The 17,997-nt window shown below is 42.8% G+C and carries 12 protein-coding genes and 3 pseudogenes; 8 read left to right on the plus strand and 7 right to left on the minus strand.

The window, feature by feature from the left end; translation table 11 throughout:
* Nucleotides 1–153 precede the first annotated feature (153 nt).
* The 6 genes from lepB to V5G28_RS36480 form a co-directional block, all read right to left on the minus strand.
* Nucleotides 154–756 carry a signal peptidase I gene (gene lepB, locus V5G28_RS36455; protein WP_332996559.1) on the minus strand — a complete coding sequence of 201 codons (603 nt, stop codon included), beginning with the start codon at nt 754–756 and terminating at the stop codon, nt 154–156.
* Between the two features lie 48 nt (nt 757–804).
* On the minus strand, nt 805–1,308 hold the full coding sequence (locus tag V5G28_RS36460; protein ID WP_332996561.1) for a DUF3172 domain-containing protein: 504 nt from the start codon (nt 1,306–1,308) through the stop codon (nt 805–807).
* 79 nt (nt 1,309–1,387) lie between these two features.
* Nucleotides 1,388–2,677 carry an HhoA/HhoB/HtrA family serine endopeptidase gene (locus V5G28_RS36465; protein WP_332996563.1) on the minus strand — a complete coding sequence of 430 codons (1,290 nt, stop codon included), beginning with the start codon at nt 2,675–2,677 and terminating at the stop codon, nt 1,388–1,390.
* Between the two features lie 89 nt (nt 2,678–2,766).
* Nucleotides 2,767–4,053, minus strand: a complete 1,287-nt coding sequence (locus V5G28_RS36470; RefSeq protein WP_332996565.1) for an MFS transporter — start codon at nt 4,051–4,053, stop codon at nt 2,767–2,769.
* 57 nt (nt 4,054–4,110) lie between these two features.
* Nucleotides 4,111–4,422: a fluoride efflux transporter CrcB gene (crcB, locus tag V5G28_RS36475; RefSeq protein WP_332996579.1), complete on the minus strand. Its 312-nt coding sequence runs from the start codon at nt 4,420–4,422 to the stop codon at nt 4,111–4,113.
* A 9-nt stretch (nt 4,423–4,431) separates the two neighbouring features.
* A complete protein-coding gene (locus V5G28_RS36480) occupies nt 4,432–4,578 on the minus strand; it encodes a hypothetical protein (protein WP_332996567.1) in 147 nt (48 codons plus the stop codon).
* Between the two features lie 391 nt (nt 4,579–4,969).
* Between V5G28_RS36480 and V5G28_RS36485 the strand changes: the two genes are divergently transcribed.
* The 6 genes and pseudogenes from V5G28_RS36485 to V5G28_RS36510 all read left to right on the plus strand — a co-directional run bounded on the left by V5G28_RS36485 (nt 4,970) and on the right by V5G28_RS36510 (nt 15,802).
* Nucleotides 4,970–5,758 (plus strand): PrsW family intramembrane metalloprotease, encoded by a 789-nt coding sequence (locus tag V5G28_RS36485; RefSeq protein ID WP_332996569.1) that lies wholly within the window; start codon nt 4,970–4,972, stop codon nt 5,756–5,758.
* 136 nt (nt 5,759–5,894) lie between these two features.
* Nucleotides 5,895–7,619: pseudogene (locus tag V5G28_RS36490) on the plus strand (chloride channel protein); the annotation flags it as partial.
* 60 nt (nt 7,620–7,679) lie between these two features.
* On the plus strand, nt 7,680–8,171 hold the full coding sequence (locus tag V5G28_RS36495; RefSeq protein ID WP_332996571.1) for a hypothetical protein: 492 nt from the start codon (nt 7,680–7,682) through the stop codon (nt 8,169–8,171).
* Complete coding sequence (locus V5G28_RS36500) at nt 8,144–11,428, plus strand: NB-ARC domain-containing protein (protein ID WP_332996580.1); 3,285 nt, start codon at nt 8,144–8,146, stop codon at nt 11,426–11,428. Before V5G28_RS36495 ends, V5G28_RS36500 begins: the two co-directional genes overlap by 28 nt.
* An 84-nt stretch (nt 11,429–11,512) precedes the next feature.
* Nucleotides 11,513–14,635, plus strand: a complete 3,123-nt coding sequence (locus V5G28_RS36505; RefSeq protein WP_332996573.1) for an ATP-binding protein — start codon at nt 11,513–11,515, stop codon at nt 14,633–14,635.
* A 27-nt stretch (nt 14,636–14,662) separates the two neighbouring features.
* Complete coding sequence (locus V5G28_RS36510; RefSeq protein WP_332996575.1) at nt 14,663–15,802, plus strand: hybrid sensor histidine kinase/response regulator; 1,140 nt, start codon at nt 14,663–14,665, stop codon at nt 15,800–15,802.
* 39 nt (nt 15,803–15,841) lie between these two features.
* On the opposite strand, the pseudogene V5G28_RS36515 reads toward V5G28_RS36510, so the two are convergent.
* Nucleotides 15,842–15,970, minus strand: a pseudogene (locus V5G28_RS36515) (Uma2 family endonuclease); the annotation flags it as partial.
* A gap of 197 nt (nt 15,971–16,167) precedes the next feature.
* Here V5G28_RS36515 and V5G28_RS36520 point away from each other — a divergent pair.
* Together V5G28_RS36520 and V5G28_RS36525 are read left to right on the plus strand one after the other, a co-directional pair.
* Nucleotides 16,168–17,234: pseudogene (locus tag V5G28_RS36520) on the plus strand (IS630 family transposase).
* A gap of 461 nt (nt 17,235–17,695) precedes the next feature.
* Nucleotides 17,696–17,836 (plus strand): hypothetical protein, encoded by a 141-nt coding sequence (locus V5G28_RS36525; RefSeq protein WP_332996577.1) that lies wholly within the window; start codon nt 17,696–17,698, stop codon nt 17,834–17,836.
* The last annotated feature ends 161 nt before the right edge of the window (nt 17,837–17,997 follow it).

The following is a 17,997-nucleotide window of genomic DNA, read 5'->3' on the forward strand; positions in this document are numbered from 1 at the left end:
GTTTATTCCCACCAACTTACTTAAGAAAATTTGTTTCCTACAATTTCAAAAATTGCAAAAAGTAACCCAAAATCAGCCCTACAGAAAAAAGGAGAAAACTAATTAATAAAAAATCAATAATAAAAATATTATTAGCATAAACAAATTATGACTTCACTTTTTGCTACTATTTATGGAATTGAAAACATAAACAGGTCTTTGTATTTCTCTAATTCGGTTTAAAGGCCAGAAAAATAAAATTGCCCGACCAATGATTTTATTACGGGGAACAAAGCCCCAATAGTGACTATCAAAGCTATCATTCCGATTGTCTCCAAGAACCAGATAAGAATTTGCAGGGACAATCACCGGACCCCAGTTATAATCTGGTTTAGCTTCAATATAGTTTTCTTTTATAGGTAAACCATTAATGTAAACTTGTCCATTCTTCACCTCAACCTTATCCCCAGGTAAGCCAATAACACGTTTAATAAAAGCGTCATGAAAATTGTCTTCTTGTAGCGTTTTTGTCGGATTAAAGACAACGATGTCACCTCGTTGAGGAGAAGTAAAATCATAGCTAATTTTATCTATAATTAAATGATCGCCTGGTTGAATAGTTGGCTCCATAGAACCAGAAGGTACATAACGTGCTTCAGTGACAAAGCTACGAATTCCTAAGGCGATAATTAAACTTACACTTATCGTTTTGATAGTGTCAAACCAAATATTTTCTGATTGAAATTGCTTTGATTTCGGCTCGTGAAGTGTAGACATAATATTCAGACCTAAAAACAATAAAACATATATAAAATTGACAATCCATTACTGCGTTTTTGTAGCAGAACCAGCTTGAGAAGCAAAGAGGTTTCCAGCAGCATCATTTGGATAGACGCAAGAAATCTGTGGGGAATTTTCTAATTTGCCCGTGTAGGCAAAAGTATTCAAGCTGTTTTTACAAGTACTGACTTGTTGGGATGTCACTAGGTTTTTTTGTTGCAGAATTGACCAATCACTTGTACGCAAAACACACCCTGGTTGCATACGCGCTTGGGAGACATAGACCCTAAAGGGATTTAGGGTAACAAAGACACGAGCATCTGTGACAATGGCGCTTGCTCCATACTGCACGCAGACATCAGCATCTGGAGCAGAAGCGTCAATATAGGTGCTACTAGCGACATTGTCTGGACTGGAATTAACAACAGTATTTACGCTAACCCCGATCAAAATTCCCACTACTACAGCAGCTCCAATAATTGCTACTATCATTGTGTTAAAACGGAAAGATAACAATTTATTGCCAGATTGTTGAGTTCGATGTGGCATAACTAACACTTTTGATAAAGTTATCTTGTATTTGGTAAATTTGCTTGTAGTACACCTTTAGCTTTTACTTCTACTATCTCTAGTCTTGGCTATCATTGGTTGTAGGTAATATCCCTGCTTGGAGACTGATATTAATAGTTTTTCCTTGCCTATGAATTTGCAATTGCAAATTACTACCTATGGAAGTACTATCTACAATTTGTTGCAACTCATTCGAGTTATCAACAGCTTCGTTATTTGCCTTTTCAATCACATCACCAGCACGAAGTCCTCCACGAGCCGCAGGTGAAGAAGGTATAACTTTGACAACTAAGATACCTTGAGACTCATTGACATTAATTGGAGAGTTGGGGTCGCTGTTAAGTTCTTGTTTGACCTCTGGTGTCAACGTTAACATTTGAATACCCAAATAAGGATGCTCGACTTTACCTGTAGCGATGATTTGATTAGCAATTGCCTTGGCTGTATTAATAGGAATTGCAAAACCCAAACCTTGGGTATCTTTGATAATTGCAGTATTCATCCCGATAACTTGACCATTCGTGTTTAATAATGGACCGCCAGAATTACCAGGATTAATTGCTGCATCAGTTTGGATGTAATTGACTCGCTCATCTTGCATTCCCACCTGAGAGCTAGAACGACCTGTAGCACTGACAATACCTTGGGTGACAGTATTATCTAAACCAAGAGGATTACCGATCGCAATCACCCATTGTCCTGGTTGAAGTTGTTCCGAATTACCCAACGATACTGTTGGCAAATTATTAGCTGAAATTTTCACAACAGCAACATCTGTTACTGGGTCACTACCCATAACTTTACCCTTAAAAGTACGTCCATCCTTGAGAGTAACTGTAACGGTTTTAACTCCATGTACCACATGAGCATTAGTTATAATCTCACCATTAGAATTAATAATGAAGCCCGAACCAATTCCATGAACGGTTTCGTTGGATGGCACTTTGGGAAATTCAGATCCGAAGAATTGCTGAAATAATGGGTCGTTAAAAACACTAGCCTGAGGATTTTTTACCGTTTGAGTGGAATCAATTCTCACGACAGCAGGTCCTGTCTGATTCACTGCTGTGGTGATAAAGTTCAAATTATCAGATGTGGCTGGATTGGTAGATGGTTGAGTTGCTTTTGCTGCTTGCGCGGAAACAAATGGTTGAGGTAGCAACGAATTATTTGATAGTGGGCGCATAGCGATCGCTGCGATACCTGCGCCAACTAGCATACATCCCAAATAAGTAACGGGTTTTTTCCACGTGGAATGATGCATTTTATCAGGTTGTGGGTTTGAGTTTAAATTAAAGTTATCGATTTCCTGAGAATCATTTTGGGAATCATAGTTTAAATTAGTCATAACCTTCAATTCCTTTGTGCTTTTAGCTTGACTGTAAAAAGAAAAAGTTAAGAACTTGGGAAGATTTGTCTGGTATTTACGAGGAAGCTTTATTTCTCATCAAGAGATATTAGTTGAGGATGGGTTGCTAAGACTTGTTGTCGGAGTTTGGGAAGTTGTTGAGCAAAAAGGATTCCTCCCAGAATGCAAACGCCACCACTAAACGCCACTGTTTCGGAAGCACCAATGAGACTGATAAGGCTACCTTTAAATAGATTGCCAAAGGGCATCATTCCTAAGAATGCTACGAGATACAAACTCATCACTCGACCTCTTTTGCCATCTTCGATTAAGGTTTGAAGGATGGTATTACTAGAAGCAGTTTGCAGCAATGTGCCAAAGCCAATGAAAACTAGCAGTAATGCAGAAAGCCATAATGCTCTCGATAGGGAAAATACAACCATGCTTACACCGACGAGAATGGTGGCGATCGCAATAATCCGACCCAGCCCACGAACGCCATGACGCTGGCTGAGGCTAATTGCTGCTAATAGTGCTCCTACTCCGGTTGATGCCATTAGAATACCTAAAGTATGGGCACTTCCATGTAGAATTTCGGCAGCAAAGATAGGCAGAATCACCGCGTAGTTTATTCCCATAAAGCTAACTAGCGCTGTTAACAGTAGTATCGAACGAATAATAGGAAAATTAAAAGCGTAAACAAACCCTTCTTTCAAGTTTTGCCAGATATGAGCAAGCTTGAGTGGTGAAATTATGCGGGTTGTTGTTGGAGGTTTAAGCTGCATTGCCAACAACGCAATTAAAACTGCAAAATAGCTAAAACCGTCGATCAAAAAGCAATACCCTGCCCCAATGCTTGCAAGTATGACTCCACCAAGCGCTGGACCCACAAGTTTTGCTCCGTTGACCATTGAGGAGTTGAGGGCGATCGCATTGACTAAGTGTTTTTTGCCTTCCACTATTTCTGGAACAAAAGCCTGACGTGTAGGGGCGTCAACAGCGTTAACCAATCCCTGAAAAAAACCTAACCCTATCAGATGCCAAATATTAAGAGTTCCAGTCAAAGTCAAAACAGCAAGCGCAAAAGACTCAAGCATTGATAGCGTCTGAGTGACTAGTAGGGTGCGGTGGTGATTCCAGCGATCTACAAGTACACCGCCAAAAGGCACCAATATAAAATTGGGAATTTGAGTCACAAAACCTACTAACCCCAGCATGAGGGCAGATTTCGTCAGGTGATACACAACCCAAACAGTCGCTACTTGAGTCATCCAAGTACCCATTAATGAAAGCCCCTGTCCCAAGAAATACAGTTGATAATTTCTTGATTGGAATGCAGGAAGATTTAGTTTTTGTTTGAGGAAGCTCAAATTCATGGCTAGATGCAACAAATGAGAGGAATGCGGTTAATTGCTTGTCAGGACTCCAAGCTGTCATGATAATTTCCTTGCTAAAAAGCTTCCGACTTCTACACAAAGAACACCTAAGGCTGCGCTACTCATCCAGTAAAATAGTGCTATTCCATAATTCCCCGTTCGTAGAAGAGTCGTAGTATCCAGAGAGTAAGTTGAGAAAGTTGTGTATGAACCTAAAAAGCCCACTGCAATTAGTAAACGCAAGTCTGCAGAGGTAATGGTTTTTTCTAAAGTCCAAGTCACGAAAAAACCCATGACCAATGCTCCTGTAAGGTTGATTGAGAAAGTGCCGTAAGGGAAACCAGTCCCACACCATTGGGCTGATAATATAGTGAGGTACTAACGACTCAATGCCCCTGGAATTGCTCCTAAACTCACTGCAATAGGAGCACGAATTGCTGGGTTAACAGCAGTCAACAAATCGAATACTTTGTCAAATCCAGTAAAAATGAAGTTCAACACAACACTTAACATTGGACTTACCATTCTGAATAACGCTATTTTTGTAGGGTGCATTGCCATCGCTTCAGTCTCAAAAGCTAAATAAGAGCGTTGTAGGTAATGTCCACCTTACGTTTATTGCAAGTAGTGCAAGATGTGAATAAAGACAAATTGCAACTGTTATCAGTGTTAACTGTTTCTCAAGTTGTGACCACCCCAGATTGACAACTTAAGCAGCAAAATAACATGGCAATTCACCTAAAGTATAAAAAAATACTCTTTCTATTGAGTTTTTAGCGCATTTTCTGCTAAGTTGCAGGTTTTCTAGCTTATCTTGCCTTTACCTAACTATAGATTCAATATCATAATAACGATGTCATCAATAGTCTTATAAATTATTTGAGCTACAGAGAGCGCTAACAAAGGCGATTTATATATGGGTTTTATCAGACGCAGATGGTTTCAGATATTTATCAGTGGACTCGTTCTGCTGTATGTTGTTGAGAAGGCTGTCATTACAACTAATAACCCCAACTTCATACCTAGTGTCATCTTGCTAGGTTCATTTCTTGTACCTGTAACTTTTATAACGTACTTATATGAAAATTTCCCCAATTGGGAAGGCTCGTTACCCCCAATGGCGATTTGTTTTCTTTGGGGTGGGGTTGTAGGCACCGTTGTTGCAGGGAACCTAGAGTACGATGTGCTCAAAGCGTTAGGTTTTTTGCCCATGCTTGGTGTTGGACTGATTGAAGAAAGCGCTAAGTTAATTTTTCCTTTAGCATACTACTTACAGGGGCGTCACCGCTCTTTGGCAACCGGAATACTCCTTGGTACCGCTTCCGGTATGGGTTTTGCCGCACTTGAGACAATGGGTTACAGTTTTGTCTCTCTTCTGGAATCAAAGGGAAATTTAGTTGTTCTTGACGGAGTTTTGCTTGCTCGTGGATTGCTCTCTCCAGCCGGACACGCAGCTTGGACGGGGCTTATCTGTGCTGTGCTGTGGAGAGAACGAGCCAAAGCAGGACATACAGTATTTAACTGGCAAGTGGTAAAGGCTTTTTTGACAGCAGTATTACTCCACGCGTTGTGGGATATATTTAACAGCATAGGAAGAGCTACGTTTATTGAATTTTTTATCCTAGAGGTATTAAGTCTACTTGTCGCGTATACAAGCATAAGATTGCTCAACAAGCGAGTGCGTGAAGCACAGTTACCCGTTTGAAATATAGGAGTCGGGTGTGGGGAGTAGTTTTCTACTCAGCTTAACTTAGGCTTAACTGGTCTATCTTGAGTGTTAAAAACTTGAAAAGCATTACAAACTATAGAAGTCCCTTGTACTAGGCAACTCTATAACAGTGATTGCTAAAAAAAAGTCGCTTAGGACTAAAGTTCTTTGGCTCAGGTTTACCCGACAAATTTTACAACCTAAACCTTTAGCAATTTTTCAAGCTTGTCTCATTGGTTTAGTATCGGCGCTAGCCGCAGTGTTGTTAAAAACAGGGGTGGGGACGTTAGGCGGATGGCGCGTCCATACAACTCACCTGTTACCAGCTTGGTTGGTGCTACCAATTATAGGTTTAGGCGGCGGATTCCTAGCAGGTTGGCTTGTGCAACAAGTGGCTCCTGAAGCTTATGGTAGCGGTATTCCACAAGTTAAGGCTGTACTAGCCAAAGTCCCAATGGCACTCAATTTACGGGTAGCCCTAATCAAGTTATTGGGTGGCATTTTAGCAATAGGTTCCGGTTTGCCATTAGGTCGGGAAGGTCCAACAGTGCAAGTGGGAGGGGCATTAGCAAATCAACTCAGTCGCATCTTTCCGACTTCGCCAGATTACCGCCGACAAATGATTGCTGCGGGTGCTGGGGCTGGGTTAGCGGCTGCTTTCAATGCCCCCATCGCAGGCGTCCTCTTCGTTGTAGAAGAACTTCTTCAGGATGTCTCTAGCTTAACTTTAGGAACGGCAATACTTGCATCTTTCATTGGTGCTGTCGTTTCACTATGGTTGGGAGGACATGGCTTTACCACGGAGTTGAGTGCATTGCAAACTAACTTCTCGCCCCAAGAAATTCCTTTTTATTTGGTTTTGGGAGTTTTGGCGGGATTGCTAGGCGCACTGTTTAATCAAGGAATTATCGCTTCTTTGTCCTTCAACCGCCGTTGGTCACGCTTTGGGTTACCTGTGAGGGTGGGATTTGCTGGGTTAATTTGCGGTTTAGCGATCGCATTTTTGCCTATTCCTTTCCGTGACAGTACAGGATTACGAGAAATACTAACGGCTGGTGAACTCAGTGCTCCTGTGACAATTGTTGCCTTTATCGCTCAGTTTCTCCTCACGGTGATTGCATACGGTTCGGGAGCGCCCGGAGGGTTATTTGCTCCGTCTTTATTGTTAGGAGCATCTCTTGGTTATTTAGTTGGAATTTGCGAACATAGTTTATTAGGAATTACGACCCCAACAACTTATGCACTTGCAGGAATGGGTACATTTTTTAGTGCTGCAGTTAGAGTCCCAGTGACAGCGATCGTCATTGTTTTTGAAATGACAGCAGACTTTAATTTAGTTCTACCACTGATGATTGGTTCGGTTGTAGCTTATTTGGTGGGTGAAAAAGTAGCACCTGGTTCACTTTACGACCGTCTCTTAGAATGGAATGGCATTCATATACAAAAAGAACCAACAACAGAGGGATTTCTAGCACAATTAAGTGCAGCAAATGTCATGCAACGACAAGTAGAAACTTTATCTAGCAATATAAGCGTTGCGGAAGCATTACAAACATTTTCCCATTCGATACATTGTAACTTCCCAGTTATAGAAAACGGTCAAGTCATAGGCATCGTCACTTCAAAGGATGTGGGGAATATTTCCTCACTCCCCTTAGGCGGGGATACTCCTATCAGTGAGATTATGACTCCTGAACCAGTAACGGTGCATCCAGCAGATACGCTGGCATATGTACTGTATCTGCTTAACCGTAATGACCTTAACTGTTTACCAGTGACAGAAGGAAGAAAACTAGTAGGAATTATTACACGCAGCGACATTATTCGTGTAGAAGCAGAACAACTGAGTGGCGATAATGGTGGCAGGATGCCGGGTTTTAAGTGATATATTGACATTTAACCAGACCAAGTTAAGATAATGGATTTAGCCGTAGGACAACGAAGTCGAGGTGTTGTACTCAGTCCTAAAGGACAAACCAAGTTAGAGAACAGGATGCGTCAGCTAGAGATTGAACGCTATCCTGTTCAAGAGTTTGTTCGCCGTTCTCAGCTTGAAGGTCAAGGTTTGCACCCAGCAACAATTCGGAAAATTTTGCGGGGACAGGGAGTTGATAAAGATTCAATAGCCATGGTTTTTAAGGCTGTGGGATTGCAAATGGAGCTTGAGGACTATACGGGCGCAAGACAAAGTTTGAATGTCAGGATCACGAGCCAAGAGGTATCAGAACAAGAAGATAGGTCGCCACAAGGACAAGGACAACTTCCGCCCTCTCCCACTCCCCCTCTCCCCCATCTCCCCTTCCCCTCACCGATTGGGGTGAAGCTATCGATGTATCTTTCTTCTGCGGTCGCTCCCAAGAACTTGCTACGCTACAGCAATGGATTGTTCAAGAACATTGTCGATTGGTAGCGCTGTTCGGAAGTGGTGGAATTGGCAAAACGACACTGGTTACTAAGCTAGCTGAGCAGCTACAAGACCAATTTGAATTTGTCATCTGGCGAAGTCTGCGTCATGCTCCCCCCTTAACAAATCTGTTGGAGGATTTGCTTAAGTTCTTATCACCTCAACAAGCTGCTCAGTTACCAGAAACAACGGGTGGTAAGCTATCCAAACTGATGGAATACTTGCGAGAGCATCGCTGCTTGATTGTGCTGGACAATTTAGAAACGTTAATGCAAAGCGGTACTTATGCAGGGACGTTCCAAACAGATTACAAGGGTTATGGCGAATTGCTTCGCAACATAGGTGAAGTTCCACATCGAAGTTGTTTGCTGCTGACAAGCCGAGAAAAACCCAATGCGATCGCCATGCAGGCTGGAGAAGCGCTTCCTGTAAGAACACTGCAATTAGCAGGGCTAACGGAAGCTCAAGAATTATTGACCCTCAAAGGGCTTTGTGTATCCGAACAAGAAACTCAGCAATTGATTTCACGGTATAGTGGAAATCCCCTAGCACTCAAAATTGTTGCAACAACAATTCAGGAATTGTTTAGCGGTGATGTAACTGCGTTTCTAGAAGCGGGTATTTCTAGTTTCAATAGCATTCGCCTACTGCTAGACCAACAATTTGAACGCTTAACGCACATAGAAAAAGGCGTCATCTACTGGCTAGCGATCAATCGTGAAGGAGTTTCACTCGTGGAACTCGAAGATGACATTTATCCCAAGTTACTCAAGCATCAACTTCTAGAAGCTCTGGAATCTTTACTCAGACGCTCTCTAATTGAGCAGAGCTTTCAAAAAAAGACGATGCAACCTGTCATTATGGAGTATGTCACTGAACGATTGGTAGACCTGTTTTGTGAAGAAATTGGCGAGTGGCGAATAGGAGATACCAAGACAGAAAGTTTTCCCACTTCTTCAAATCCCCATTCCCTGATTCAAACTCACGCTCTTCTCAAAGCCACCGCAAAAGATTACATCCGAGATGCACAAAGTAGATTAATTGTCAATCCTGTACTTGCCGAACTGCTACGCAAATTGGGAACTAAAAAAGCTATTGAGGTGCAGTTGATTCAAATGCTTTCTTATCAGCGTCAACAAGCGTCTGATGAATCGGGATATTTAGGTGGAAATGTTTTAAACTTGCTTTCCCAATTCAAAAGTGATTTAAGCGGCTTGGATTTTTCTCAATTGTCGATTTGGCAAGCTAACCTTCAAGGAGTCAGTCTACATCAAGTTAATTTTGCTCATGCCGATTTAAGCAAATCTGTTTTTACACAAATCTTTGGCAACGTATTGGCGATCGCCTTTAGCCTAAACGGAGAAATTCTGGCAACTGGGGATGATAAGGGCGAAGTTTATTTATGGCAAGCAACAGACGGTCAGTTACTACTAACTTTAAAAGGACACACAGCTCAGATAAAATCAATTAAGTTCCATCCCAATAGTCAAATTCTTATAAGTAGAAGCCAAGACCAAACAGTTAAGTTTTGGGATGTAAATACCGGGCAAACCTTAAGAACATTACAACAGTATACTAGCCAAGTTTTATCTGTCTGTTTTGCTCCCAATGGTCAAATCCTAATTAGTCAGGCAAGAGATAATACAGTGAACCTTTGGGATGTAGACACGGGGCAATGTCTAACAACTTTGCAAGAGAATATCAGTCAAATACATTGTGTTGCTGTCAGTTTAGATGGTAGTATCTTGGCGACGGTAAGTAGTGATGAATTTATCAGGCTTTGGGACACCAAAACAGGGGAATGTCTTCTCACCTTGTACGGGCATACCGAACGAGTACAGTGCATGGCTTTTTCTCCATCCTCCACACTAAAAAATGGGGAAATTTTAGCCACTGGCAGTGCAGATCGCTGTGTGAAGTTATGGGATATTAAAACAGGGCAGTATCTTGAAACATTGCAAGGACATACCAGTCAAGTTTTATCTATCGCCTTTAGCCCAGATGCATTAGTTGTTGCCAGTGGTGGCGCGGATTGCATAATTAAGCTGTGGGATATTGCAACCGGGCAGTGTATCAAAGTTTTGCAAGGACATACGAATTGGGTGCGAACCCTTGAATTTAGTCCTGATGGTTCAGTTCTTGCCAGTGGAGGAGACGACCGAGCGGTCAAACTGTGGGATACTGAAACAGGTCAGTGTCTTAAAACATTGCAAGGATATACTAACCAGATACCTTCAGTATGTTTTGGTTTCCCCCATCTTAATCAAGAGGAGAGTGTTCTCGCCAGTGGTAGTAATGACCATTTGGTAAGGTTATGGGATACGGAAACAGGGCAATGCCTGAAAGTTTTGCAAGGACACACAAATCAAGTTTGTGCGTTGGCATTTCACGAAATTCACGAGGAAAGGAAAATTTTAGCAAGTGGTAGCGCTGACCAAACTATCAAGTTGTGGGATGTAGAAACAGGGCAATGTCTAAGAACTTTACAGGGACACACAGAAAAAGTTTTCTCAGTCGCCTTTAGCCCCAAGACTTGGGGAAGCACAGGAGGAATCTTAGCCAGTGGCAGTGCAGATTGTACGGTGAGACTTTGGGATCTCGAGACAGGACAATGCCTGAAGGTTCTGCAAGAACATGACGATCGCGTTTTCTCAGTATGCTTGAGTCCAGATAATCAAGCGATCGCCAGTAGCAGTGCAGACCAAACTGTGAAACTTTGGGCTGTTAATACTGGGCAATGCTTTCAAACTTTGCGAGGACATAGTTACTGGGTTTTATGTGCCGCTTTTAGTCCGATTCCCTCCTTTCCTTCCCTGGTTAGGGGCGTTGGGGGCATTCTTGCCAGTGGCAGTGCCGATCAAACCGTGAGATTATGGGATGTGGAGACCGGGCAGTGTCTCAAAATTCTGCAAGGGCATACCAATCAAGTTATGTCAGTTAGTTTCAGTCCTGACGGACAAACCCTTGCGAGTGCGAGTGCAGACGAAACCGTGAAACTTTGGGCGGTAAGGACTGGACAATGCCTCAAGACTTTACAAGGACATACCAGTCAGGTGTTATCTATCAGCTTTAACCCTCAAGGTAATATCTTGGCTAGCAGCAGTGCAGATGAAACAATTAAGCTGTGGGACATCAATACTGGAGAGTGTCTGAAGATAATAAGAGCCGATAGACCTTATGAAGGAACGAACATTACGGGTGTTACTGGTCTATCGAAAGCTCAACAAGCAACGCTCAAAGCATTGGGCGCAGTTGAAAACTAACGGCTACCCAAATTGATAGTATAGTGCGATATAAATAATCCGTTACTAGAGACTTCCCACTCCCTACTCCCCGTTTTCAAGTAGATGCTCCAAAATCCTTTGCAAAGTTGGCTTTCTCTTCTGCTAAAAGGCGCGCCCCTCAGTCGCGTTCTAGTGGGAGCGTTTCTGCTACAAATCTTACTAGCTATGGGATTGACTGCTTGGCTATCGATTCGTAATGGGCAGAAGGCAGTCAATGATGTAGCTGGCGAACTGCGTCGTGAAGTAGCCAATCGAGTAGAGCAAAAATTACAAACTTATTTGTCAACGCCAAGTCAAGTGACTCGCAGCAATCAGAATACCATTGACTTTGGGCTGCTGAATATGCAGAATCTCTCAGATTGGGAACCATACATGGTACAGCAGTTAGAATTATTTGACCCAATGACTATGATTCTTGCTGTTGCAAATGAGCAGCGTGAGTTCTTAGCGCTAGAGAGGGTTAATGAAACCAAGTTTTTGTTGAGAAAAGCGGGAAAATCTACTGGTTACGATTTAGCAACTTACGAAGTTGATTATAAAAACGGAAAACAGATTCGACTTCTCAACGTGTTTAAAAAGTATGATGCGCGATCGCGTCCTTTCTATCAAGTTGCACTTAAGAATAGAAAATTCAGCTTCAGTGAAATTTTTGCAGATATCGCCGAACCAACACTTCTCATTGGTGCATCACAACCAATATATAACAAGCAAAATCAATTGTTGGGAGTGACTAGTACATTAATTGCCCTAGACAAAGTTGATAAATTCTTAGATTCAATCCGTGTAGGTAAATCAGGGCAAGTTCTCATTCTAGATCGTTCGGGACGTTTGGTGGCAAACTCTACACCTGGTGAGCCATTCGAGGTGAAAGATGGTAAGGTCATACAGATCCCCGCAACCGAAAGTGAGGATTCTTTAACTCAAGCAACGGCTCAACATTTAATCAGTAAGTTTGGTAATTTTAGCCGGATAAAGAATTTACAGCAACTCAAATTTCGATTAGAAAACGAACAGCAGTTTTTAGATATTAGACCCTTGCAGAGTAACCTAGGTGTAGATTGGCTCATTGCGGTGATTGTTCCAGAAAAAGATTTCATGGAGCAGATTGATCGCAACAATCAAATAACAATCTTGCTTTGTCTGGGAGCTTTTGGACTAGCTACATTGCTAGGAATTTTCACTGCTCGTAGGATAGCTCAACCAATTCACCACTTAAGTTCTGCTGCCAAAGAGTTAGCACTTAGAGCAACAAACGCAGATTTTGGCAATGGGGAACCAATCCCAACGGTAACAGTACAGGGTATCAATGAACTAGAGGTGCTGACTGAGTCTTTCAATCAAATGGGACAGCAATTACGCGCATCTTTCGCCGCCCTAGCAACCGCTAATGACGAGTTAGAACAGCGAGTTGAACTGCGAACTCAAGAGTTACAGGAAGAAGTACAAGAGCGCATAAAGAATGAGCAGCGACTGCGTCAGTATAGTTTAGTGTTGGCAGAACTGGCAAATCATAGAGCAATTGCAGATGGAGATTTAGAAACAGCATTCAAGGTGATCACAGAGAAAGCAGCGAATGCTTTAGAAGTGGAGCGAGTTAGCGTGTGGCTCTATAACAGCGATCTTAGCAAGTTACAATGTGCAAACTTCTACGAACGTAGTATCCAGAGACACTCAGATGGAATGGAACGCAACGCGGCAGACCATCCGGTATACTTTCAAGCAATAGCAACTGCCCGTACTATCGCTGTTACTGACACTCGTACCGACCCACGGGTACAGGAATTATGGGATGAACTGTTAGAACCACAGAACATAATATCCCTGATTGATGCCCCCATTATAATTGGGGGTGAAGTGGTTGGAATGGTGTTTCACGAACAGGTTGGAACCCAACCCCGTGAGTGGGAACTGACCGAACAAAACTTTGTTGGGTCAATTGCTGACTTTGTGGCGCTGACTTTGGAAGTATACGAGCGCAAGATGACCGAAGCCGCTTTACGTGAGGCAAAAGAAGCTGCTGAAGTTGCAAACCGTGCTAAAAGTAGCTTTTTAGCAAATATGAGTCATGAACTGCGGACTCCCCTCAATGCCATTTTAGGGATTACAGAAGCCCTGAGTGATGAAGTATGCGGACCGGTGACTGAAGAACAGCGCAAATCCTTAACCACCTTGGAAAAAAGCGGTAAGCACTTACTGGAACTGATCAATGACATCCTCGACCTTGCCAAAATTGAAGCAGGCAAGATGGAACTGCAACTGGGTTTAACATCAGTTCAGGGATTGTGTGACTACAGCCTCAGTTTTGTCAAACAGATAGCATTCAAGAAAAAGATTCAACTAAGTTCACAAGTACCAGAAGGAATAAAACTCATTCAGGTCGATGAGCGGCGCATACGACAAGCACTGATCAATTTGCTAAGCAATGCTGTAAAGTTTACACCAGATGGCGGCAAAGTGTGGATCGAAGTCCAAACAGACCCAACCGCCGAACTTATTCATTTTACTGTAGTGGATACTGGTATTGGCATTGCTCCTGAAAAAATACCCAACTTATTCCAACCTTTTGTCCAGTTAGAAACCTCTTACACCCGTCGCTTTGCGGGAACAGGGCTGGGATTGTCACTCATTCGGCGAATCGTGGAACTGCATAACGGCACCGTCAGCGTTGAAAGTGAAGTAGGGTTAGGTAGTCGATTTACAATGACACTTCCGTGGAAAGAAGTAGGAGAAGTGGTGGAAGCAGGGGAAGCAGAGGAGCAAGAAAGCAGGGAAGCAGGAGAAGAAAATACTCCCAAAGCGCCTTCTTCTCCCCTTCTGCTGCTTGCAGAAGATAATGAAGCAAACGTTTTTACCATGACTCAATATCTACAAGCGCATGGATATCGGATTTTACTAGCTAAGAATGGACGAGAGGCAGTAGAGATGGCAAAAAGACAACGACCTGATTTAATTTTGATGGATGTGCAGATGCCAGAAATGGATGGGTTAGAAGCAACACGCCTTCTACGGCTAGATGCCCAAACAGCTCGCATTCCCATTATTGCCTTGACTTCGTTTGTTATGGCAACAGATCGCGAACAAGTCATTGCATCTGGAGTGGATGACTATATACCAAAACCAGTCAGTTTGAAAGAACTCATAGCTGCTATAACCAAAAATCTCTCTAAACAACAAAATATTTATTAATTCTTAATATTGCTAAAGGTGACAGGAATGGAACGCAAACAATGTGTGTGGGTAGTTGACGATGAGCCGAACGGATTTGAGGTGATTGAGTTGCTTCTGCGCCGCGAAGGATATCACTTGAATTACTTTAGCAGTGGCAAAGAAGCTCTAAACCGTTTGGACACAAGTCGTCCTGATGTGATCTTGTTAGATGTGATGATGCCAGAAATGGATGGCATTGAAACTTGTAGCCGTATCAAGGCAAATCCTAACTGGAAACCAATTCCTATTATTATAGTGACTGCGCTAGATTCCAAGGAAGATTTAGCACGCGCTTTGGAATCTGGAGCAGATGATTTTCTCACCAAACCCGTAAATGGACTAGAATTACGTGCCCGTGTCCGTTCTATGCTACGGATTAAGCAACAGTATGATGCACTACAAGCCACAATAAATCTACGCCATGACCTATCCAAGCTGGTAGTGGAAGATTTGCGACAACCAATGTCTACTATGCTATTGGGGAGTCACTTACTACTGCAAAGTAACCTAGAGCCAAAAGACCGGGAACGCGCGGAAATGGTTCATGCAGCTGGGCTAGAGGTTGATGCCATTATCAACGGTTTATTACGATTGGCGAAGATGGAGTCGGGTAAGCTCCTGCTGAATCGAGTTGAAGTAGATCTCAATGAATTGGCAGAGGTAGTACTGGCGAATTTTCAGGCGATCGCGCAGACTACAGCGCCACAAGCGGCGATGCTCCCGGAGGGAACCGCCCAAAGGGCGATCGCCAACTTCAAACAGATACAACTCAAAAGCGAATTACCAAAGCAGCGTCGCTGGATTTCTATTGATGCTAACCTCTTCCATCGCTTGCTAGATAATCTCCTGACCAATGCTATTGAGTCTTCTCCTTCGGGAAGCAATATTACATTTCACATTAATTATCCAAATGCAACCGAATCTCCCAGGCAAGCAGTCATTAGCGTTATCGATGAAGGAATTGGTATTAGCAAACACCTACAACAATCCATTCTTGACCAGTATGAGCCGGGAAGCTTAATCAGTGGAGCTTCTCAAATTGGGCTAAGACTCACATTCTGTAAAATGGTAGCTGAAGCTCACGGTGGCACTATCACAATAGAAGATAATCAGCCGCAGGGTTCAATTGTTACTGTGCAAATTTAATTGGTTAATTTTACAAAAACAGGGTTAATTGGAAATGATCTAAATTGTATCTGGATCAATGTTTAACTCTCGCAATTTAGCAGCCAATCTTTCTGCTCGACTTAGTGCTAATTCTTTCTGTTGACGTTCAGACTCAGCCTCTTCTTCTGGTGTTGGAACTAGTAGTCCACCACAGAAATTATGACAGGCAGGGAGTAGGATAAAGACTGTTGAGTTTAACTCGTGCATCGTTAGTGTTGAAGCGCCAATTAACAGTAGCTTGTTGTTGATTGCGGTTAATTTCCCAAGCTTCGACTTGTTGTTGTAATATGATGTCCGCCAAATCGCCCATAATATAAATAAGGATGCATTTGAGTGCGATCGCAATGCCAAGACGAGTAACAATCGAGCCACATCTGAGCCAAGAAGAACTGGAAAGAGGTTACCGACAAGCCAAAGAGCCGATAAAGCGAACACATTACCAGATAATTTGGTTGTTAGCCAAAGGTACACCAACTGAAGAAGTAGTAGCAGCCACAGGCTATAGTCGGAGTTGGATTTATGAGTTGGTTTGGGGATACAACCGCTTCGGACCAGAAACCTTAGGAGACCAACGTAGCTCAAATCAAGGAAGTAGCGAACCGCTTTTAGATGATGTACAGCAGGCATTGCTTTGGCAAGCACTACAAGAGCCACCAATAGAGGGAGGACAGTGGAATGGCAGAAAAGTTGCTGATTGGATTGCTGAGTTAATAGGTCGGCCAGTCGGTCGCCAAAGGGGGTGGGAGTATCTCAAGCAAATGCGCTTTCGCCTTCGAGTTCCCCGACCAGAACATACACACTCAAGCCCAGAGGAACAGGCGGAGTGGAAAAAAAAATTTGGCGACCAAAGTCGAACAAATCAGCCAACAACATCCAGAATCGGACGTAGAAATATGGGCAATGGACGAGCATCGAGTTGGCTTGAAACCAGTAATTCGACGTATTTGGGTTGATGAATGGACAGTACCGACGGCAAATGTTAATTGGCGTTTTAAATGGTTGTGGCTTTATGGGTTTGTTCACCCACAGTCTGGGCAAACATATTGGTGGATACTACCTTACGTTAACATCCAATTATTTAACAGAGTGCTTGCAGATTTTGCTCGGCACTTTGATATTGGCACTCATAAGCAGGTTATCTTGGTTGTTGACCGAGCAGGGTGGCATACTAGCGACCAAGTAGAAGTACCACAGGGTATACATTTGGAATTTTTGCCTTCTCACTCCCCAGAATTACAGCCCGCAGAGCGTTTATGGACACAGACCGTATGAACCAATCGCGAATCGGGATTTTGAAAGTCTTGATGAGGTTGAGGAGGCGTTAATTAAACGTTGTCGCCAAATCATTAACCAGCCTGATTTTGTTCGTGGTTTAACCAATTTTTATTGGTGGTCTGAACTGGCTGCTTAATTATGGGTGATTTGGCGGACATCATATTAGATCAATTAAGACATAAGCTAAAACAGGTTCTTGATTCTATTTCTGCCGAAGCGATCGCATCGATTTGTTGATGGGATTACATCACCTCTGCTTTATTAAGTGCAACTTCATAGAGAATTGGTATAAGACGATTACATGATATCGCTGCCACTTGGAAATTGCTCCACAGCAATTGTTCTGCAAAAGTCAATCCGTGATCTGGAACGTAAAACGGTAAAAACTTGTAATATTCATATCTTGCACCATTCTCAACAAGACCTAGAAAACCGGGTTTCTCAATGAGAGATTAGGGTTTTTAGGTTGAGTAGTTGGCTTGAAATCCGGTTTTTCACCTAGGTGCAACTTCTTAGGATACCAATTTTAGTGGCACGACACCATGTAAAAATGAACTCACTTCCAACAAGCGAGTTCATTCTTGTACGCAGGTGTAGATGGAGCCAACTTTGTTGTTAATGATCGCCTACATCAATGTTTCCGTTCCAGACACATCAGATCTCTTCATTTCAACTCCTCCAACTGGAGCCAAGTTTTACAACCCGACGGATGATGGTTCGAGCCAACTTTATTGCTAACGATCGCCTACTGCAATGTTTCTGTTCGATACACATCTACTTCTCCATGTCAACTCCTCCAACTCGAGCCTTCCTTTACAGCCCTACTCCCGCCTGCTTTTGCTGAAATGTTAAGAAAGATCCCGGTAATGGATAGCCTTGGTAAGGGGAGGGGTGCCCGG

It is taken from the genome of Scytonema sp. PRP1 (assembly GCF_036697665.2).
Lineage (GTDB): Bacteria > Cyanobacteriota > Cyanobacteriia > Cyanobacteriales > Nostocaceae > Kalymmatonema > Kalymmatonema gypsitolerans.